Raw genomic sequence first — 20,369 nt, forward strand, 5'->3', positions numbered from 1 at the left:
TGTTTTCCGCGTTTCATTGCGCGCGTATAACACACCCCTCCGCCCCTCTCAAGAGGGGAATCGCACTTTTCCACCGCTTTTTAAAAGGAAGCACAAATGTGATGGTGTCCACAACATTCGCGTGAAATCTTCGCCCCTTGCTGCGCTTTTAATTCTCACTGCACCGTTGTCAATGATCGCTTACCAAAACTACCGGGCCAGCCTGCTTTTTACGATCGAGCACCACCAGCAATAAAGGCATAGCCAATACAAACAACAGCCCTACAAAAATATAGGCATCCAGGTAGCTCATCAGGAATGATTGCCTGTCTATCCCGTTATTTACCACTGCCATCGCTTTATGCTGTGCTTCTATCAGCGTGCCGCTTTTGCCTGCAAAATATTGGGTTAGTCCGTTTATACGTTGCGTAGCTTGCGGATTGTAAATACTGATGTTAGAAATAAGATCGTTACGGTGCGATCCAAAGCGATGGGCCACATAAGTATTGATCATAGCGATACCGAACGAGCCGCCGAGCTGCCGCATCATATTGTTTAATGCCGATCCCTGCGGAACATCTTTGGCATCCAAACCGGATACTGCCAATGCCGTAAGTGGAACGGTTAAAAAAGCCAACCCCAAAGCCCTGAATATGAGTATCCTGGCAAGGTTGCCAGGTGTTGCTTCCAGGTTTAGGCCCGACATCAGGAAGCTGAAAATTATAAACAACACAAAGCCAATGGTAATAATTATTAGTGGCGATACGCCCCGTTTAAGCAAGGTAGCCGAAAACAGCAGGCCAAAAATGGCTAATATAGCGCCGGGCAGCAAGGTAAGCCCCGTTATAGTAGGCGGGAATAGTAGTACCCGCTGTGCCAGCACCGGTGTTAAAAACACTGATGTAAACAGGCCCACACCTGTTACTGCGGTAAGTATTGCGGCAACTGCCAGCGATTTGCTTTTAAGTACCCGCAAATCAATAACCGGGTTGGGGATGGTAAGCTCCCACCAGATAAAAGTGAGAATACTGAATACGGCTATAACCGTTAACGCTACAATATAACCGGCAGAAAACCAATCATCAGTTTCGCCGCGTTCCAGTACTGTTTGGAGCGAGCCGATGCCTATAATCAACAGCAGGATGCCCCACCAGTCTACGGCTTTTGGTTCAACTTTAATCTCCGGTTCGGTAACCAATAAAATGCTGGATACTGCAACGGCGATGCCTATGGGGATATTGATAAAAAATATCCAGGGCCAGGAGTAGTTTTCGGTGATGAAACCGCCAAGGGTTGGGCCAATTGTTGGGCCTAAAAACACGCCTACACCAAATAAGGCGCTGGCAATACCCGCGCGGGCTTTGCCATACACCTCAAAAACTATTGCCTGCGATACCGATAACAGCGCGCCGCCGCCAATGCCTTGTAAAAAACGGAACAGTACCAATGTCCAGATATTTGACGCCAGCCCGCACATGGCCGAAAAAAAGGTAAAAGCGATAATAGAGCCTATATAGTAATTGCGCCTGCCAAGTTTGGTAGCCAAAAAGCTGGTCATGGGTATTACGATGATATTGGCAATGGCGTAAGCGGTTATAACCCAGGAGGTATCTTCCAGCGTTGATCCCAGATTACCACTCATATGCGATAAGGCTACATTGACTATCGACGTATCAATGAGCTCCATCATGGCCGCGGTAATAACAGTGATGATGAGGATGCTTCTTTTCATAGCGAATTGTGTAAATAACATAAATTATACCAATCGGTATAATTTATGTTAAATTTTTTATTTAGCTATTATTCCCTTGATAAATTTATCACCCTTAAAGCCTCATCCGGGTTGGATAGGTAAAGCCTGTAAAATTGTTCGGTACCGGCAACGCGAATCTCGTAGGTATCGCTTTGTAAACCGGCTAAAAACTCGTCGGCAACCTGGGCAGGGGGGATGCCATTTTTACCACCAATTTCGGCAGAGAATTCAGTATCAACCAGTGGAGGCATCAGCTCAAAAACTTTTATGCCGGTTTCGGCCAATGCTAATCTCAAAGCCCTGGTATATGCATGTAACGCAGCTTTTGTGGCGCCATAAGTAGCCAGTTTGGTGCTTGGCGCAAACGCTACTATTGAAGATACGTTTACAATAGCTGCCTCATTTTGTTTTTTAAGTGATGGCAGCAGCTTTTCGTTCAGGCGGATAACCGATAGGTAGTTGGTCAGCATTTCTTCACCGGCTTTTTCAAACGTATCGGTATCGGTAAGCAGGTTGTTCAGGTTTGCTGCGCCTGCGTTGTTGATCACGATGTTCAGTTCGGGGAAATCGGCAGTTAGTTTTGTTACCAGTTTTTCTACATCTTCAGCGTTGGATACATCTGCGGTTATAGCGCTCACGTTTTGTAATTGAGCCGCAGCCTTTTGTAAGCGGGCCTGGTTACGGCCAATGATGATAACATGGTTATCTGCTGATAATTTTTTTGCTAACTCAAAACCTATGCCGGCACTGCCGCCGGTAATGAGTATGGTGTTTTTTGAAGTTTTCATTGTTTTGCGTTGTGTGATTAAATTCAACGATACAAAAATATACCAGTCGGTATATTTTAACAATAGGCAATCTTCATCCTTGTGTCATCATTATCAGATGCTTTTTTTATAGGTTATCCTTGCGCTTTTTAAAGCTGCAAAACAGGAAGTTTTGTTTTGTTGCAAAAGGAGTGGTATGGTCTTCGGTAATACAGGTTACTTTTTCAAAATGCTCATTAAATATGGCTTGCAACTGTTGTTCTGTGTATTGTTTAACGGTTAACCCGCTGCATTTTTCGGGCCCGTTTTCAGAAAATGTGCCGATGATTAAATAATGGCTGACTGCTTTTGCGGCAATATTTAAGTAGCGGGTAATTTGACCCTGTGTTGTCAGGAAGTGGAAGGCCGCCCGGTCATGCCAAATGGCGTAGGTTTCTTTGGGTTCAAAATTGGTAATATCGCAAACTATCCAGGTAACCAGGCTGCTTTTATTGCCAAGTCGTGCCTTTGCTTTGGCTAAGGCTGTTTCGGAGATATCCAAAACGGTAATGTTGGTGTAACCCTCTTGTAACAGGAAATCAACCAGTTTGCTGTCGCCGCCGCCGATGTCGATTATCTTGTCGGTTTTTGCTAAATCGAAGCCACTAATAAAATTAAGCGAGGTTTGCGGTACGGCTTGCGTCCAGCTTACCTGGCCGGCATTTTTGGTGTGATATATCCGTTCCCAATGTTCTTTTTTATCTTCTTCCATAGATAATTAATGTTCATATTTGAGCAAACGAAGTTGCTGATAAACACCCGGAACATGAAAAATAAATATTTTGGAGCTTTGCTAAGTTTGATTTTTGTAGTTTTATTAAGTACAAATATCAGGGCGCAAACCTCGCCGATGACTATGCCCACGTTAGGCGTTACTAACCCCTGGACAGAAAGTCAATTACTGGAACCGGCTGCCTTAGCTGCTAACATAAAAACAGGTACAACAGCGCTTGTTATCTTTAACATCGGCGCTGTAGAAGATATAAAAGGCGCTACCCATATTGGTGCGGTAAACAAGCCCGAAAACCTGGAAAAGTTAAGAACGGCTGTTGCTAATTTACCCAAAAATACCGCGATAGTTATTTACTGCGGATGCTGCCCATTTGTTAAATGCCCTAACATTCGCCCGGCTTTTTCCGAATTGCAAAAATTGGGGTTTACTGATGTGAAGCTGCTTAACCTGGCCACCAATTTGAAAGCCAACTGGGTTGATAAAGGGTTTCCGTTGGCAGGGAAGTGAGTAGTGAGTGGGCATTATGTGAAATTAAAAATCCAATCATCCCTTAATCCGACGAATCCCGGTTCAGACAATTTTGCGTTAGGGATCGTCGCGGATACCGGCCTGTGAATAAGGCCTGTGCAGTATGAGCAAAGAGCCCGGCCGCAGGCAACGCCCGGGAAAAGAATCAAGAAGTTAGACTCAAGACGTAGCCATTAAAAAAGCCTGCCGTCAATCAACCGGCAGGCTTAATTAAAAATATATAACCAGGAATTAAGGGGCTAAGGAAGTATAAACACCGACAAACTCCTTGGGCCATGCGCGCCAATAACCAGCGATTGTTCAATATCGGCGGTTTTTGATGGGCCAGAGATAAAAGCACCATAGCCATACGTGGCCCCGCCAATTTTTTCATAAGCCTGCGTCATGGTAGGCACCAAATTAGTTTTACTGATTACTACGGCCAGGTGCTGGGCAATAAAAGGCAGTACCCTAACGGTCATATCCTCCTCTGTGAGCCATAATGCCCCGTTTTCTGCAACGCCGAGGCCCGACCAGAGGATGCATAACTCCACATCGGCAAAACTGTGGGATAATTCGTTTTTTACATCGGCAACATAGGTGTATTCGCTTAATTCTTTGATGCCTGATATGATTTTTACACCCGGTTTAAACTCTTTGTGAAGAATGTTTTGGATAGCCTCGTAGCCGGCTACTTCGTACACAAAACTGCCCCCGGCGCTGCCGATGGTTTTGTATTTTTCAACCATGTCGTCGTTAGTGGCCGTCAGGGTGTTTAAAACCTCAAGGCCGGGCAAATCTGCCTGGCTAAACTGGTTGGCTTTTACGGCTGCTAATATGTTTTCGCGGCTGCTCATTTCTTATTTTCCTTTCTTTTGGCATACCATTCGCCAAATGATTGTTCTGGTGCTTTGGGCATTTCGCGGTGTTTGTACCATGGGTTTGCGCCATTATTAACCGCGAATGGTGCATATTTAAACGTAAAGCGCCCCATTTTGCCTGCCGCCCGATAGATCATGGGCGAGGATAGGGTAAAAGCCATGCCTTTCATGGCCAAAGTTTTTGCTTTGGGCGTATAGCCTGCCTTAACAATTACCTGCCGCCATTTGTATAGCTGGTCGTGAATATCAATTTTAACAGGGCACACATTGCTGCACGAGCCGCACAAGGTAGAGGCAAAAGGGAGGTCGGCATATTTTTCCATGTCGAGGTTAGGCGCCAGGATGCTGCCTATGGGGCCGGCAACCGCGGTATGGTAACTGTGGCCACCGCTTTTGCGGTATACAGGGCAAGTATTCATACAGGCCCCGCAACGGATGCATTTTAATGAATTGCGGAAATCCTCGCGACCCAGCTGGATGCTGCGGCCGTTATCAACTATCACAATATGTATTTCCTTACCATCTTGTGGTTTGCTGAAATGGCTGGAGTAAGTAGTAATAGGCTGCCCGGTGGCGCTGCGGGTAAGCAGGCGCAAAAATACGCCAAGGTGTTTGCGCCCGGGAATTATCTTTTCGATACCCATCGATGCAATATGGATTTCGGCCAGGTGGGCGCCCATATCGGCATTGCCCTCGTTGGTACATATCACAAACTCGCCGGTTTCGGCAATGGCAAAGTTAACGCCGGTAAGGGCCGCGCGGCGGGTCAGGAACACTTCGCGAAGGTGCTGGCGGGCCGTTTCGGTTAATATTTTAGGGTCCGATTCGCCTTTGGCTGAGCCTAAATGCTCGTGAAAAATGTCGCCTATTTCTTCCTTTTTCTTGTGGATGCAGGGCAGTACAATATGGCTTGGCGGTTCGCCGGCTAACTGGACAATGCGTTCGCCCAGGTCGGAGTCGATAACATCTATACCCTGTTTTAACAGGAATTCATTAAGGTGACATTCCTCGGTAAGCATCGATTTGCTTTTTACCATACGGCTGACGCCGCGTTTCTCCAGCAGGGTATAAATAATTTTGTTATGCTCTTCGGCATTAGCTGCCCAATGTACTATTATCCCATTGTTAATGGCATTGGCCTCAAACTGCTCCAGGTAAGTGCTCAGGTTTGATAGTACGTTGTTTTTAATTTGCGAGGCAGTTTCGCGCAGCAGTTCCCACTCGGGTAGTTTATGTGCGGCAATATCGCGTTTGGCGCGAACCCACCACAGGGTTTCGTCGTGCCAGTCAACCCGTGGTTCGTCGCGGTTAAATATGGCGGCTAATTGCGGATGATCTTTTGTTGCGGTGCTGCTCATTTAGATACTGTGGTTTAAAATTTCGGCAACATGAATTACTTTAACATCGCTGTTTTGGCGGCGCAGGATGCCTTCCAGGTGCATCAGGCAGCTTAAATCTGCCGAGGTGATGTATTGTGCCCCGTGTTCAATATGGTCATCCACACGGTCTTTACCCATTTTGGATGATACGGCTTCCTCCACTACACAAAAGGTGCCGCCAAAGCCGCAGCAGTCATCGGCCCGGCTTAGCGGAACAAGTTCCAGGCCTTTAACCAGGCCCAGCAATTGAGCTGGTTTGCTAAACGGCGGGGCCACCAGTTCGGTCATTTGCGAAATGCGTAAACCGCGCAAGCCATGGCAGCTTTGGTGCATACCTACTTTGTAGGGGAAGCTGGCTTCGAGGCTTTTTACCTGTAATATATCTACCAAAAACTCGGTAAGTTCAAAAATACGTTTACGGATTTCGATAGCTTTATCTTCGTTTTCGTGAGAATGCAAATGTTCTTTAATATGCAGCGTGCAACTGCCGGATGGGCATACAATATAATCGTAACCGGCAAAATTATCGATGAATAAATTATTGCAGCCGCCGGTAAGGTGCTCATAGCCGCTATTGGCCATAGGCTGCCCGCAACAGGTTTGATTTTTAGGGTAATGAACTTCGCAACCCAGCTTCTCCAGCAATTCCATGGTTGCAACGGCAGCCTGTGGATAAAATTGGTCTACATAGCAGGGAACAAATAAAGCTACCTTCATTTTTGTGTTTATTTCAATTGGTTAAAGCAATATTAGCGCTTATCATTTGCATAACTATCCTTATGTATCTGCAAAGTATAGTTGTATATTAAGGTACCCAAAATACAGTTATAACAGGCAACTGTTATTCAGTTTTTTTTGCAAAAGGATACAGGAGATTGGCTTGTTTGGGTAGTGGAATAATCCATCAGATGGAAGAAAAGTGAATGACGGGGGTTAAGGCAGAAATTCAACACCTGTGAGATTAGGTTAGCATTACTCGTGAGTATCTCCGGGTTTAAGTTCTCTTGACTTAGTTCAGCTGAAAGCTGAAATCATTCGGCCCACGAGCTGGAAGCTCGCGGGAGTATTTGTTATTTATATTACTGATTTTTAGAGAGATAATGGATTGATAAAAAATATTCTACTATTTCTATAGGATTTATATAAATAATGTTTTATGTTTGCATTGTCAAAACAGACAAATCGTTCTTTATTTTAACTTATCAAGAAAGACTGAGGGAAAGGCCCAAAGACGTCTTAGCAACCTATACATCCGCATAATGTAAAAGGTGCTAATTCCTGCTCCATTCAACGGAGAAAGATAACATACCATCTTCGCCCCCTGCCAATCTAATAAGTGATTTTATAGTTTTTTTAAGTCGCGTGACCGAGAGGATAGGTGGGGGTCTGCAAAACCCTAAACGGCAGTTCGAATCTGCCCGCGACGTCTATTTTAGCTGAAAGCTAAAGGCGTAAAGCACAAAGCTTTCTTTTTGGGCTAAAAGCTAAAAGCACAAAGTTTTTTTGGCGCGTTGTCAGGCTTTAAGCCTTAAGCTTTCCGCTTTTAGCTTCTTCTACAAATTCCCTATTGTATATCTTGTCGAGATCCTGAGGTAAGGATATTTCTTATTCACATCAGGATAATCATGGTAGTTTCCTTCCAGCCGGAAATAACCCGATTCGGCAGCTATGGAAAGTCCTTTAATAAACATGTAGTTTACTTCGTTACTAAAGGTGTGCAAAAAATAATGCGATTTATTACCGTCTATGGTTATCATCCAGCCTCCCCGGTAATTTGCGCTGTATGATAACCTGTTTAATAACCTTATTGTTCCGCCACCGTTAACAGAGAAGCCTGGTCCGTAATCATAATTACGGCTATTGTATGTGTATTGATCAGGTACGGCAGCCAAAAGTATTGGGCCAGCCCCAAGATTGCCGGTTATTTTTATGCCGTGTGTTAGTTTAAGCTCTGAGAATAGATTGAATTTTACGCTTTGCGCCCCATAGAAAAAAGCCTGGTTGCGGATATAGTCATAATTTGCAGATAGTATTACCAGGTGCTCTATTTTATCCTGGTCAACCGCAGAAACGTCCCAGCCGGTAAGTGATCCATACACGCTTATCACGTTAACCGAGCTGCTATCGTCTTTACCAAATTCGGCAGTTATAGATATATTACTGAAGGGTTTCCTGAAGCCTTCATTTGGTACACCATATAATAATGCTGCCCTGCCGAACCAGCCAAAGCGACCATGCTTAAACGGGCTTACCGATTGGGAATTAAATATCCGCCCTCCGAGGTCAAACTCTGCGCCTATTTTTGATGAGTCGCGCTCCGTACTATTGCCATAAACCTTGCCCCAGGTACCGTCTAAAATGCGGTTTAGTCCGCGCATGGGGTTAATTATTAATCCGGCTACTTCGCTGGCCTGCCTTTTAAAACCCCGCTGGCGGTTGTTTACTATACGGCTGGATAGGCGAAAAGTCATCTCGCCCAGCACGATACCGCCAAAACTGGTATTTATAAAATCGTTTGGAGAGGGTGCCTGGTTTTCGGCAAAGGTTTCCCAAAGGTAGCTACCCGCCATGGTAGCCGGTACAGACTGCCAGAAGCTAAAGCCATTGCTTCGGAACGCGCTATAAAACAAACTGCCATGATAGGGGTGTCCAAACTGATTAGTTTGAAAAGGATCGTTATCAAACTCCCAGTTGCCGGGGTTAAGGTTGTGGCTAACGCTTTTCCAGTTTATACGGGCATAATCCTTGTTGGCTACATATCGGTCAAAAATCCAGGGCGTAATTTCGGCTATACCCAATTCGGCTGCAGCGCGGCCAAACCTGCGTTTTACCGAGGTATCCCGAACATCCCGGTAATAGCGTAGTTTCACCTCGGGCTTTTGATCAAATATATTGTTTTGGGCAAAAACCTTGCAAGCGGTACAGAAAAATATAAAGCTGATTAATATTATTTTTTTTGAAGGGTAAAGATCAGCTAAGCTCATATAAAGGATATCAGGAGGGACAAAAAACTACTATCCAAAAGCGCTTAAGTAATGAAATTGTTTTGATGGATGTTATAATAATGTTAAATGTTTGTTTTGAAATTGAGGAGATGGAAGTTAAGAGCCGTTGACACTGGCGTGTAATCAGCGGAATCACTGGGTGCGACTTCATATCAACCCATAAAATCAGGTACATTTTGCCAGCTAACAACGTCGTATCTTGTTCTTTTTTCATTTTCGGCGCCACCATAAATCAACGTTTTATTTACTTTTTCAGGAGCGGCAATCTCCTCAAACCTATCCATCTCTTTAAATAGTGCATTGCTTACAGTTTGTGTTGCTTTGATTTCAAAAATTGAGAAGCCTTGTGCTTTTTTCATCAACAGGTCGACTTCATGGGCATTGCTGTCCTGCCAGAAATAATAATCTTTATGCAGATATAAATGATGGTTTTGTTTTTGATACTCGGCCAGGATCATATTTTCAAATATGTTACCTTTTAACCGGTTTTCGTCCAGTTCTTCGGCAGTTCTTATTCCCAATAAATGATTTAATAGTCCTGTATCATAAAAATACAATTTGGGGCTTTTAACCAACCGTTTATTGAAGTTTTGATGATAGGGTTGCAAAAGAAAAATGATATAGCTACTTTCAAGTATTGATAACCAGGCTTTCGCGGTATTATGCGATATATTGCATTCATTAGCCAAAGCACTGAAATTGAGTAACTGGCCCGCCCGCCCGGCACACAAACCTAAAAAGGTACGAAATTGCTTAAGATTCTTTATATTCATTAATTCTGTTACATCCTTTTCAAGATATGTTTGAATATAATTAGCGTAAAATACAACCGGGTCAATATCCCTGTCAAATATAGCCGGGTAAAACCCCTTAATACTGGCCGGCGCATAAGAACTTGCTAATAAAGCAGCCTGTTTTAATTCAGTAAAATCAAAAGGTAGTAATTTAAACAACGCAACCCTGCCCGCCAGCGTTTGAGTGATATTATTTAACAAATGGAAATTTTGTGAGCCGGATAATATATACTGCCCCATCATTTTAGATTCATCAACCCTGCCCTGGATGTATGAAAATAATGCCGGCACTCGTTGTACTTCGTCTAAAATGACTTTATGATCGTAACGGTTCAAAAAACCGATCGGATCATCCATAGCAAAGGATCGTGTGTTTGGATTTTCGAGACTTACATAGCTATAATCACTAAAAATCTCTTTCAGCAAGGTAGTTTTACCAGATTGTCTTGGGCCGGTAATAGCCAATACGGGAAATTTGCTTTTTTAAGCCTCTATTATAGGCGCAATTTGCCGTTGTATAAATTTACTCATCTCGATGAAATTTAACAAAAATACTTAATTGCTTACAATATACATGATGTGAACTTACAAAATACATAGGTATTACTTACAATATACATGATGTGAACTTACAATTTACATAAAATCAGCCGGAAATTTATGCTCGCATTTTGTTGAGATGGCCAGCGCATTTGCGTTTGGCAAAAAAAGCTTCGTGTCTTTTTAATCGAATAAGTGACTTGTATTGGCTAACAACAGGCACAAATATTTGGATATTTCTAAATTGAACGATCAGTTTAGTGTTAACCATGTTAAAATACAAAATATTGATTATTAAATATTTATAAAAAATATATTTGAAATGTGTTAAGTTATGTTAACCCAATTAGATGCGTTTGCCCTGGTTAACTATCTCCAACATTGACAGGCAAACTCAAAAATTATTATCTTTAAGCGCTTAACCTGCATTAAGCCCAATCAAAACCAATATCCATTTAAACCATGAAAGTTTTTAACATTGTATTTGTTGTGCTGTTCATCATTTTTGCAGGCTTGCAATATAATGACCCCGACCCTTACATTTGGGTACCTATTTACCTTTACAGCGCATGGTTTTGCTTTAAGGCTTCGCGAAAACAGTTTTACCCGGTTTGGTATGCAGTTGGTATATTTATTTACCTGGCTTATGCTACTTATAAAATTTTTGACGCCAATGGCCTGATAGACTGGTTTACCAAGCACCACTCCGAAAGCCTGGTAGAAAGCATGAAGGCCGAAAAACCATGGATAGAAGAAACCCGTGAATTTTTCGGTTTGCTCATATGCGTTGCCGTATTAGGCATCAACTGGGTTTATGGGAACAGGTTGAAAAGGAAGGCATAGTATTTATGCGCTTCAATCAGAACAACTTCCAAATAGAGCGGCTATAAATACGATAATCCGTTATACCCGCCATGTATATAATACACCGGCTCAAAATTATGCTCATCGGGGGCAAGTTCGCAGCTTACCTGCATGGTGGTAAAGGTTACATCGCCAAAAATATTGGCTATGGCTGTGTCGGCAGCATCACGACCGGTGGCTATTTTTATAAGGCCGTTTAAGGGCACCAGTTTGGTGGCGTCAAAAAGAATCCATTTGCCGCCAAGGTAAGCCTCAAAACAGGCATGAAAATCGGCGGGGTATAAGTGGTAGGCATAGCCCGTAAAATAGCGCGCCGGAATAGTTAAGGCGCGGCAAAGGGCAATACCCAAGTGGGCAAAATCGCGGCAAACGCCAATCTGTTCAGTAACGGTGTCAAATGCTGATGTTTGCGAATTGCTGTATCCGCTTAAATATTGTACATTATTATGGATCCAATCGGTAAGCGTAACCACTTTTTCAAATGGGTTGGTAATGTGTCCAAACAGGTTGTGCGACAGCCGGTATAATTTATCCGACTGGCAATAACGGCTTGGGTTTAAGTACGGTAGTACCGACGAATCCAGCTGGGCCACCAACGTTTCCTGTTGTTGCGAATAATCGGTAAGCTCATAGCAATTATCAACCAAAGCCCGGTAGGTAACTTTAATAGTGCCAGGTTGATACACTTCAAAGCGCATCAGGCGGTTTTCGCCTTGTGCCGATATTATTTCCTCTATATTAACATAGGGTTCAATCGTAAACTCTTCGTTTAATATTGTTTGATTGAGTGTTTGTAACGCGTGTATATTTAATATCAATGTGCCCGGCGCCCGTACTACATATTCCATTTGGGTAAACACATTGAATTTCATTGATCAGCTTTCGGTTTTAATTTCTTCTAATTTGTTAAAGGTCGTATCCATCCAGTCTTCAGATATATGTTCTAAAGCCAGTTTCAGTTCTTCGGCCCACTGGGCCGATATATATTCCAGGTCTTTCTTTTCGTATCGCTGTTGAATAATGTCGAAGCTATCCTTTTTATAAACAGCTACATCAATCGGGAAATCCACATTATTGGAGCTTACCCTTGTTGAATCGAACGAAAGAAAGCCTGTTTTGAGGGCCAGCTTCAGGCTGCTGTCTTCGGTAAGGATGCGGTTTAATATTGCTTTGCCATGGCCCGAATTGCCGATAACTACGTAAGGCGCACCCTGCCCAAGTTCAACCCAGTTTCCTTCGGGGTACAGCAAAAAAAGCTTGTGCTCGTCGTCGTCTTTTAGCTGCCCGCCTATAATGGTGTTCAGGTCAAACCGGAAGCCTGCGGCTTCTAACGATGCCTTGTCTTCGGCAATTACCCGTTTCACCTGCTCGCCAAAGGCGTTTACAGCTTTGTACATTTTGTTAAAATCCTTGGTCTCCAGCAATTCGTTAAAATAAACAATGGCCTTGTCCCTGGCCGACCGTAAACCGCTGGTCATGATAAAAAGCGAAAAATGATCTTTTTGTTCAATGGTGATCTTCTTTTTTACAGTGGTATCTGTACCAGAGGTTATTCGGGTATCGGCGATAGCCAATAAACCCTCTTTAACCTTAATTCCGAGGCAATAAGTCATTTTTATCCAGTGCGATTTTTTTCAAAATTTAAGATAGCCAAAGTAGCGAAAAGAATCGGGGAAAATAGAATCAAGAGGCAAGACGTTTAAAAAGTATCAAGTAGTTAGTATCAAGTATCAAGACTTTTTTTGACGTTCAACACAAAAAAGCCGCCGTTTCCTTTTGGAATCCGGCGGCATCACGGAACAGAAAAAAGTCTTAACTTTTGATTCTTTTTAAAGTATGTAAAACTGAGTCTGCTTTTGTGGTTGTTTACTGATGACAGCGTCGATGTCATGAGGTAACTCGTCCTTCATCATCTGTTTTAGGTTTTTTTCGATGGTGCGGCTGATGGTTGTTGTTGGTGTATCTGTTGGTTTGTTTTCAAACGGATCCTGCAGGTGGATGGCCATTTTTTCGATCAGGAAAAAGGCCGATGATATGGCTATTACCAGTGGCACCTGGAAAATTCCGAAAAACTCCATCAGGCTAAAAGGCAACAACAGCACAAAAAACATAACCAGCCAGTGAATATATACGCTATAAGTAACCGGAAAAACGGTATTCTTGATACGCTCGCAGCCACCCATCAAATTCATAAAGTTGGTTAGTGTGTTATCAAGGGTCACTTGCTGGTACTCATTTATCCAGCCCAGTTTATACAGTGTGCGCAGGTCATGACCCTGCAGCTCGTTTATTGCAAGCGGAATATGGTCAAGCTTTTTGATGTTTTTTACATCATCGTCGGTTAGGTAGGCCTCCAGGTTATCCTTTGCGTTTTGGCCGCGCAGATGGCAGCTTAAGCTATAGCACCAGGCCATTTGCCTGCGGATGATGCGCTCTTTTAACGCCCACTTTTGCTCGCCATCATGACTGCTATCCACAAAAGTTAAAATTTGGCGTGCAAAGGTGCGGCAATCATTTACGATACCTCCCCAAAGGATGCGGGCCTCCCACCACCGGTCATAAGCCTGGTTTGACCGAAAGGCCAATAGCAGCGATATAATGGTTCCGAGGATGGTAGGCACTGTTAGTGGTATCGAAACATCTTTGAAGTTATAGTATTGGTGAATACAATAGACAGTAATGGCGTAAACCGCCACCATCAAAACTTCCTTTTTTATTTTGCCAAATACATAGCTTACCGGTATATTTTCTTTTAATAACATAAGGTGTAAGATTTTAATTTATGATTCTTGTTCAGTTAAAACGGGTTCTTCAATTACCACGTTGGCCAAAGTGCCCGGCGTTTTAGGTAATTTTATAAGGGCTGTATCGCATTTATCAAAAAGCATTTGCGGTGCTATGCTGTTTTTAAAAAGCAACTCGTAATTGTCATGCGGGGGCACAATGGCGTCAATTTCGTTAGCTTCCAGAAAATTATTGAAAACTGCAACCGTGCTGCCATAAAAAAAAGTGATCGCAATATTATTGATGACATGGCTGTACTTGTTTTCGATGTCGCGGCACCTGATATAAAAATTATCGGGGATTTGCCGGTACTCTACGCTGCGCCGCGATAGCATCAGCAATTCGCTCATATTATCAGTAATTTTAAGCATGTGTACCAACACAATGTTTACCTTTTCGGGGTAAAAAACCTGGGCCAAAGCAGGAATATCCTGGATAGACTGCTGGGTGAAATCGGTAGGGATTAATAACGTTTTCATGGTAATTTTAATTAATGGTGAAACCTTTTATGTTTTGTTTGATACAAGTGTAGCAGCCAATAATTAGGAGGATATAAGAAAGTTATTAGAATTTGATTAGAATGCCACACCAATTAATAAATTGCAAAGCATTTAAATATCGAACACTGAACGTCCAACATCGAATAATGAAGGGAAAACTTCAATATTGGACATTCAAAATTCATTATTCGATATTATCTATACCTGCGTTTTGCCTTAACTTATACTGTTAGTGAGGGCAGGGTGAGGCTCCATCGGCAAAAATACCTTAATCTCTGTACCTACCCCAACTTCCGAGCTGATGCCCAGGCTGCCTTTGTGCAGACGGATGATGTTAAGTGTTAATGGCAACCCTACGCCATGGCCTTCGTACCCGTGGGCGTTTGAGGCGCGGAAAAAAGGCTCGAATATATGCTGAAGCTCGGTTTGGGGAATGCCGATGCCCTGGTCTTTAATGGCAATAATAATTCTGTTGTTTTCGGTTAACAGGCTAACTGTAACCGGCCGGTTGTTTGAGTATTTGCAAGCGTTGCTGATGATATTGTTGATGGCCAGCCGCAACAAATTGCTGTTGCCTTTTACGTAAAGCAGGGTTTCATCAGCAGGTAGGTTTTCAAGGTCGATATATATATTGCTCTCGGGGTTTATTCGTTTAACCGATTCAGAAGCGGTTAACAGAAGTTCATCCATGCGTATGCTTTCCCAGTTTTGTCTTTTGCCGTCAAAACCCGATTGGGCCAGCGTAAGCAGGCTGTTCAGGATCTGGCCCAGTTTTTCCGATTCGGCATACACCGTGTTTAAAACCCCGCGTTGATGCGTGTTCAGGTCTTGTTTGTTTAAAGCCAGTTCAAGCTCAGATGATATGATGGTTAGGGGGGTGCGCAACTCGTGCGATGCATTGCTTACAAAATTGTTTTGCGTTTCAAAGGCCGTTTCAAGCCTGTTAAGCATATCATTAAATGTAAGGGATAGTTCGGCTATCTCGTCTTTTCCGGTCAGTTCGTCCAGCCGGAAATGCAGGTTATTGGCGGTGATGTTTTTAACATTGTTGATGATGCGCCTCACCGGCTGAAAGGTGTAGAACGAAAAAACCTTGCCCACAAAATATACCAATATCATGGCCAGCAAAAAGCCATATAACAATATTTTTTGAAGGTCTTTTAACTCCTGGAAACCAGCCGGGTTTGATGCCGATACAATAACAACATAACCTGCATTGCCTTTTTTGAACAGCGAGCCTGCATAAAAAGTATTATCGTGCCTGTAATGGGCCTGGCCTGTCAGTAATATATCGTCGATAAAAACCTGGGCAATGCCGGCACTTGCATGCACCTTTTTGTTACTATCTACCGCTAAAAAATACTCTTTTTCCGAGTCCAACTTCTCCAGATACTTGTTGCGTACCTCTAAGGTAGCTTTACTTTTGGCGCCTGGCGATAGCTGCACTTCCGCCGCTATATTTACGCGGGCTTCCAGCCGTTTATAAAAATCATCGAAGTTGAATTTGTAAACCAGGTAAAAAATGGATGCATTAAGCAGTATAAGTATACCGCCCGACAGCAGCAGGAATAGTAATGTTATTTTACTTTGTATCTTCATCAGTATCGCCCTCTTTCATCAGGTAACCCATACCAAACACCGTATGGATGAGGTTGGAGCCGCCGTTTTTCTCCAGTTTTTTACGCAGATAGTTTACATAAACATCTACCACATTGGTCCCCATATTAAAATCAATATCCCAAACATTTTCCAGGATCTGGATCCGGGATAGTACCTTTTTCTGATTTTTTACAAAATATTCAAGTAGCCGGTATTCGGTAGCTGTGAGTTTTAATACTTCGTTGCTGCGGTAAGCTATTTTCGATTCGGTATTGAGCACCAGGTTGCCTATTGTATAGGTGTTATTTGCTAACGTTTCGCTTCCGCCGCGGCGCAGTAGGGTGCGCAGGCGGGCAGCAAGCTCAGCAATTTTAAATGGTTTTACCATATAGTCATCTGCCCCGCTGTCCAGGCCGCTTACAATGTTCTCGGTAGAGTCAAGTGCAGTAAGCATAATGATGGGTATCATCTTTTTTTGCTGTCTGATGTGTTTACAAACCTGTATGCCATCCATTACGGGCAGCATTACATCAAGTATAACAAGGTCAAAGTCATGATCAAGCGCCATTTGTAAACCCGTTGCGCCATTAGCTGCAACACTTACTTCAAAGCCATAATCGGTAAGGCCGCGTTTAACTACCGATACCACATTTGGTTCATCCTCAACTAATAATATCCCCATAAACAGCTAATTTGATTTAAACGCATTGTTTGCCAAAATAATTAAATAATTTGTTGACTACTATTGTTATTGAAATATAAGCTATCATTGTAAAATCCATTTGTGCCACTTAAAAACCGCCATCGGCATATCAATTTAGTTTATGAAGCCGATTTTAACCGCCGGTACAAAAATATATCATAGTAGGTTTATTAAATTAAAAAAGCAAGAGCCAAATTAACAGTCAAATGGGCAAATTTATTAGCATACAACCTTCAGTAATTTGTGAGAATTGCATCATATGTGGTAGCCGTCCCGTAATTGAACAAAATAAAGGCAAATTTACGGTGCGCTGCCCTAAAGACAACACACATTACCAAACCCCACCAGGGTTAATAGATATAAACGGCTGGAATACGAATAACAAAACGCAGGATAGCGGCGGCGAGTTGAAATTGGGTGTCAATTAGCCCTTGCCTATTATATAGTTAACTGCAAAGCCAACAATTTCTTTTATGTATAAGCTCCATCTGTTTAAAATTTCGGCGCTTGGCATAAACTCAAAAAACGACCATTGTACATCGCCTGCTATTACATTGCACGAATAGGGAATTACATCAACATGCTGGCTTTTAAAAATTTGCATGGCTCTGCGCATGTGAAAGGCCGAAGTAACCAGGAGATAAGGACCTTGTTGCTTGTTTTTGATTAATAATGTTTTGGTTAATGATGCATTTTCGAGTGTGTTTCGGGCCTGGTTCTCTATCAATATGCAACTATCGGGTATCTGTAGAGCCCGAAGTTGCTGAAATACAAAATCTGCTTCCCTGAAAGCGCCGGGAGCAAGTTTGCTGTTGCCACCCGATATCACTATTTTTTTTGCTTTGCCATTCCGTTGTAGTAAAACGCCTTGTATAAACCGGTCGGCAGCCCAGTTAAATACTCCTTTACCGTGTTTATTTTCACTTGTAAAACCACCTAAAATTATGGCAGCACTGTATGTTTTGCCTGGCTGCAGTTTTGCCGGCGCAATATCCCACGCCCTGGCCAGCAGGTTTAAAAATACCGGGGCCGAAAATATCCAAAACAATGCAACACCCCAAATTAAGCACCTGCGTTTTAACCTGGGCTTTTTTGATAGTACAGCAATAAGCAACAAAACAAAAACATATAGAACAGGCAGCAGCAAAAATGATAGTACTTTTGACAGGATAAAAAACATAGTTGTGGTAAAAATAGTTAAAAACAAAGAACATGGAAATTGCCATTAAACAACACCGGGACTAAGCATTATTATTGCCTGTATACGCATTAAACTATTTGTAGTTATAAAACTCTAACCACAGGCGTCACGTAACAAACTGGCACCATCATTGTCATATACTTATTAAATAAAACACTAAAAATATGGGCTTTATAAAAACACTTGCTATTGGCGCTGCAGTTGCTTATGGCATAAATTACGTTACAAAAAAAGGACCTGACGGGAAATCAATCGTCGATAACCTGGCCGATGAGGCGCCTGAATGGTTTGATCGTGCAAAAAAATATAGCGAGCTTACTTTACAACAAATTGCTGTACGCGCACAAAACTTCAGGGATAATACGCGTTATTAGGTTATGGGCTATTGTAGATTGAGTTGAGTAGTTAAAAACCAAGCAGTGGTAAAGGGGCCACTGTCTACTGAAGCAGGATGTTTGGCCTGTTATTTGCGTAAGTGCAATTATTAACACTTATCAGATACATTATACCATGAAAAAGCTAATCATATTTGCCTGCCTGTTTTTCGTGATGTTATTAACGTTTGCGCAAAACACCCAGGCTCAAACTACAAAGAAAAAAGGAATAAGCGACCAAGGTAAGGGCGCTATAATAGGAGGTGCCGGTGGCGCTGTTGCTGGCGGCCTTATTGGCCACAATGTTGGCGGTGCTTTAATTGGCGGTGCCATAGGCGCAGGGGGCGGTTACATTATTGGTAATGAAACCCGCCGGGCAAGGGAAAAAAAAGAGCGCGCCCGCCGTATTGCTTGGCGTAAAGCCCACCCAAGGCATCACGCACATCCATACAGCAAAACAACTACTGTAACTACGGTTAAGTACCAGTAAAAGGTTAAAAAGAGTTAAATTTTATTTAAAGGCCCCAGTTGTATTACAATCGTGGGCTTTTTTTATTATCTTAAGTGAGTGCTATTATCAGCAAAGTGTAAAATAAAGTTTGCCTGATAAATGCGTTAAGGGTGGGTTATTCGTTAATAAGTTTGGTTTTAAAGGCAACAATGCCAAACAGCATGTGTACATATTACGTTGAATAAATAATGGGTAAAACGTTTATAGCATTATTGTTTTGTTTAATACCTTTTGCTATAATGGCACAAACCAGCAGGTCTAATGCCGATACCGCAAGGAAACCAACAGATACTATTCCGCAGCGGGACTTGATAGATGTTTTCCGGTCGGTATTTAACGTTAAGCCAAGGAAGGTTTCAGTTACTGAGAAAAAGAAATTTTATTTCTCCTTTTTGCCTATCTCAACGTCTGACGGGCGAAGCGGGGGCAGGGCACTGTTTACCTCAACTACAGCAGGCTTTTACCTGGGCGATCAAAAGACTACCAATCTTTCTACCGTGGTGTTTACCCCCTATTTTAACCTGAAAGGCCGTTATGGATTGCCTATTCGGTCCAGCGTTTGGCTTAAAGATAATCAGTGGAATGTGATAGGCGATATTCGCTTATTAGTTTACCCTCAATATACCTGGGGTCTTGGGGGCAATATGAACAACCACGACAAATTTTTGGTTGATTATAATTACATACGCCTTTATCAAACGGTGCTAAAAAGGATAAAACCTTATTTTTATGCTGGTGTGGGGTATAATCTTGATTACTATGCCGATATAGATAGCCAGGGCCAACAAACCCTGCGCGATTTTACGAAGTACAAATACGGTACAGCAACTGGTCAGGATGCATTTTCATCGGGAGCCACCCTGAATTTGTTATACGATACACGCAGAAATTCAATTGACCCTTTGCCAGGGGTTTATGCCAATGTTTCGTACCGGTTTAATACTAAAGTGCTGGGAAGCCATACCAACTGGCAATCATTATACATCGATTTGCGTAAGTATGTTTCGCTAACTAATTCGGGCCCTAAAAATGTGCTGGCGTTCTGGACGTATTACTGGACATCGCTTACACCGGGCACTCCTTATTTAAACCTGCCCAGTTTAGGCTGGGAGCCATACCAACGATCGGGCAGGGGTTTTCAGCAAAACCGTTACCGCGGCCAGCGGCTGGCTTATTTTGAAACCGAGTATCGCCGTGATATCACCCGCAACGGCCTGCTGGGTTTTGTTTTATTTGCCAACGTAAATTCGGTAACCGAACCAGATACCTATAAATTTACCTATTGGCACCCCGCAGGCGGCACCGGGCTGCGGTTTAAGTTCAATAAAAAATCGGGCACAAATATTAGCCTCGATTATGGCGTAAGCCGTAACTATTCGTCGATAAACCTTAATTTAGGCGAGACGTTTTAGAGAGGAGTTCATGGTTGATAGTTCATGGATCATGGCTCTTTAAA

Annotated in this window: 20 protein-coding genes, 1 tRNA gene and 1 riboswitch; of the genes, 6 read left to right on the top strand and 15 right to left on the bottom strand. The window is 42.8% G+C overall.

What is annotated here, in order from left to right; genetic code table 11:
• Nucleotides 1-169 precede the first annotated feature (169 nt).
• From BMX56_RS27055 to BMX56_RS27065, 3 genes are all read right to left on the bottom strand, one after another.
• Nucleotides 170-1,711: a DHA2 family efflux MFS transporter permease subunit gene (locus BMX56_RS27055; RefSeq protein WP_090652841.1), complete on the bottom strand. Its 1,542-nt coding sequence runs from the start codon at nucleotides 1,709-1,711 to the stop codon at nucleotides 170-172.
• 68 nt (nucleotides 1,712-1,779) lie between these two features.
• Nucleotides 1,780-2,520: an SDR family oxidoreductase gene (locus BMX56_RS27060; protein WP_090652873.1), complete on the bottom strand. Its 741-nt coding sequence runs from the start codon at nucleotides 2,518-2,520 to the stop codon at nucleotides 1,780-1,782.
• A 106-nt stretch (nucleotides 2,521-2,626) separates the two neighbouring features.
• Nucleotides 2,627-3,250 carry a class I SAM-dependent methyltransferase gene (locus tag BMX56_RS27065; RefSeq protein ID WP_090652842.1) on the bottom strand — a complete coding sequence of 208 codons (624 nt, stop codon included), beginning with the start codon at nucleotides 3,248-3,250 and terminating at the stop codon, nucleotides 2,627-2,629.
• Nucleotides 3,251-3,304: 54 nt separating this feature from the next.
• Here BMX56_RS27065 and BMX56_RS27070 point away from each other — a divergent pair, with 54 nt between their 5' ends.
• On the top strand, nucleotides 3,305-3,778 hold the full coding sequence (locus BMX56_RS27070; RefSeq protein WP_143065543.1) for a rhodanese-like domain-containing protein: 474 nt from the start codon (nucleotides 3,305-3,307) through the stop codon (nucleotides 3,776-3,778).
• A 260-nt stretch (nucleotides 3,779-4,038) separates the two neighbouring features.
• Here the strand turns inward: BMX56_RS27070 and BMX56_RS27075 are convergent, their stop codons facing one another.
• Genes BMX56_RS27075 through BMX56_RS27085 form a run of 3 tightly spaced genes read right to left on the bottom strand, consistent with a single transcriptional unit; the run spans nucleotide 4,039 to nucleotide 6,755 of the window.
• Nucleotides 4,039-4,635, bottom strand: coding sequence for a LutC/YkgG family protein (locus tag BMX56_RS27075; RefSeq protein WP_090652844.1), 597 nt, complete (start codon nucleotides 4,633-4,635; stop codon nucleotides 4,039-4,041).
• A complete protein-coding gene (locus BMX56_RS27080) occupies nucleotides 4,632-6,017 on the bottom strand; it encodes a lactate utilization protein B (protein ID WP_090652845.1) in 1,386 nt (461 codons plus the stop codon). Before BMX56_RS27080 ends, BMX56_RS27075 begins: the two co-directional genes overlap by 4 nt.
• Nucleotides 6,018-6,755: a (Fe-S)-binding protein gene (locus BMX56_RS27085; RefSeq protein ID WP_090652846.1), complete on the bottom strand. Its 738-nt coding sequence runs from the start codon at nucleotides 6,753-6,755 to the stop codon at nucleotides 6,018-6,020.
• Nucleotides 6,756-7,234: 479 nt separating this feature from the next.
• A riboswitch (SAM riboswitch) is annotated at nucleotides 7,235-7,345 on the top strand.
• Nucleotides 7,346-7,394: 49 nt separating this feature from the next.
• Between BMX56_RS27085 and BMX56_RS30305 the strand changes: the two genes are divergently transcribed.
• Nucleotides 7,395-7,465: transfer RNA gene (locus tag BMX56_RS30305), tRNA-Cys, on the top strand.
• Nucleotides 7,466-7,591: 126 nt separating this feature from the next.
• On the opposite strand, the gene BMX56_RS27090 is transcribed toward BMX56_RS30305, so the two are convergent.
• Both BMX56_RS27090 and BMX56_RS27095 read right to left on the bottom strand, forming a co-directional pair.
• Entirely contained in the window at nucleotides 7,592-9,022 is a 1,431-nt protein-coding gene (locus tag BMX56_RS27090; RefSeq protein WP_090652847.1) for a DUF3943 domain-containing protein, read from the bottom strand.
• 173 nt (nucleotides 9,023-9,195) lie between these two features.
• The gene (locus BMX56_RS27095; RefSeq protein ID WP_255369933.1) at nucleotides 9,196-10,302 is read right to left on the bottom strand and encodes an ATP-binding protein; all 1,107 of its coding nucleotides are present in this window, start codon (nucleotides 10,300-10,302) and stop codon (nucleotides 9,196-9,198) included.
• Between the two features lie 537 nt (nucleotides 10,303-10,839).
• Here BMX56_RS27095 and BMX56_RS27100 point away from each other — a divergent pair.
• The gene (locus tag BMX56_RS27100; RefSeq protein WP_090652848.1) at nucleotides 10,840-11,220 is read left to right on the top strand and encodes a transmembrane 220 family protein; all 381 of its coding nucleotides are present in this window, start codon (nucleotides 10,840-10,842) and stop codon (nucleotides 11,218-11,220) included.
• Nucleotides 11,221-11,261: 41 nt separating this feature from the next.
• On the opposite strand, the gene BMX56_RS27105 is transcribed toward BMX56_RS27100, so the two are convergent.
• From BMX56_RS27105 to BMX56_RS27140, 7 genes are all read right to left on the bottom strand, one after another.
• A complete protein-coding gene (locus BMX56_RS27105) occupies nucleotides 11,262-12,113 on the bottom strand; it encodes a transglutaminase-like domain-containing protein (protein ID WP_090652849.1) in 852 nt (283 codons plus the stop codon).
• 3 nt (nucleotides 12,114-12,116) lie between these two features.
• Nucleotides 12,117-12,854 carry a proteasome-type protease gene (locus tag BMX56_RS27110; protein ID WP_090652850.1) on the bottom strand — a complete coding sequence of 246 codons (738 nt, stop codon included), beginning with the start codon at nucleotides 12,852-12,854 and terminating at the stop codon, nucleotides 12,117-12,119.
• A 216-nt stretch (nucleotides 12,855-13,070) separates the two neighbouring features.
• Nucleotides 13,071-14,003: a bestrophin family protein gene (locus BMX56_RS27115; RefSeq protein WP_090652851.1), complete on the bottom strand. Its 933-nt coding sequence runs from the start codon at nucleotides 14,001-14,003 to the stop codon at nucleotides 13,071-13,073.
• Nucleotides 14,004-14,021: 18 nt separating this feature from the next.
• Nucleotides 14,022-14,504 (bottom strand): hypothetical protein, encoded by a 483-nt coding sequence (locus BMX56_RS27120; RefSeq protein ID WP_090652852.1) that lies wholly within the window; start codon nucleotides 14,502-14,504, stop codon nucleotides 14,022-14,024.
• A gap of 237 nt (nucleotides 14,505-14,741) precedes the next feature.
• Nucleotides 14,742-16,124 carry a sensor histidine kinase gene (locus BMX56_RS27125; RefSeq protein WP_090652853.1) on the bottom strand — a complete coding sequence of 461 codons (1,383 nt, stop codon included), beginning with the start codon at nucleotides 16,122-16,124 and terminating at the stop codon, nucleotides 14,742-14,744.
• The gene (locus BMX56_RS27130) at nucleotides 16,108-16,806 is read right to left on the bottom strand and encodes a response regulator transcription factor (RefSeq protein WP_090652854.1); all 699 of its coding nucleotides are present in this window, start codon (nucleotides 16,804-16,806) and stop codon (nucleotides 16,108-16,110) included. The genes BMX56_RS27125 and BMX56_RS27130 overlap by 17 nt, the downstream gene beginning before the upstream one ends.
• A 445-nt stretch (nucleotides 16,807-17,251) precedes the next feature.
• Nucleotides 17,252-18,007 carry a YdcF family protein gene (locus BMX56_RS27140; RefSeq protein ID WP_090652856.1) on the bottom strand — a complete coding sequence of 252 codons (756 nt, stop codon included), beginning with the start codon at nucleotides 18,005-18,007 and terminating at the stop codon, nucleotides 17,252-17,254.
• A 185-nt stretch (nucleotides 18,008-18,192) separates the two neighbouring features.
• Here BMX56_RS27140 and BMX56_RS27145 point away from each other — a divergent pair, with 185 nt between their 5' ends.
• The 3 genes from BMX56_RS27145 to BMX56_RS27155 all read left to right on the top strand — a co-directional run bounded on the left by BMX56_RS27145 (nucleotide 18,193) and on the right by BMX56_RS27155 (nucleotide 20,325).
• Entirely contained in the window at nucleotides 18,193-18,402 is a 210-nt protein-coding gene (locus BMX56_RS27145) for a hypothetical protein (protein WP_090652857.1), read from the top strand.
• 136 nt (nucleotides 18,403-18,538) lie between these two features.
• The gene (locus BMX56_RS27150; protein WP_090652858.1) at nucleotides 18,539-18,892 is read left to right on the top strand and encodes a hypothetical protein; all 354 of its coding nucleotides are present in this window, start codon (nucleotides 18,539-18,541) and stop codon (nucleotides 18,890-18,892) included.
• Nucleotides 18,893-19,152: 260 nt separating this feature from the next.
• The gene (locus BMX56_RS27155) at nucleotides 19,153-20,325 is read left to right on the top strand and encodes a BamA/TamA family outer membrane protein (RefSeq protein WP_255369934.1); all 1,173 of its coding nucleotides are present in this window, start codon (nucleotides 19,153-19,155) and stop codon (nucleotides 20,323-20,325) included.
• The last annotated feature ends 44 nt before the right edge of the window (nucleotides 20,326-20,369 follow it).

The sequence above is a fragment of the Mucilaginibacter sp. OK283 genome (assembly GCF_900110415.1).
Taxonomy (GTDB): Bacteria; Bacteroidota; Bacteroidia; order Sphingobacteriales; family Sphingobacteriaceae; genus Mucilaginibacter.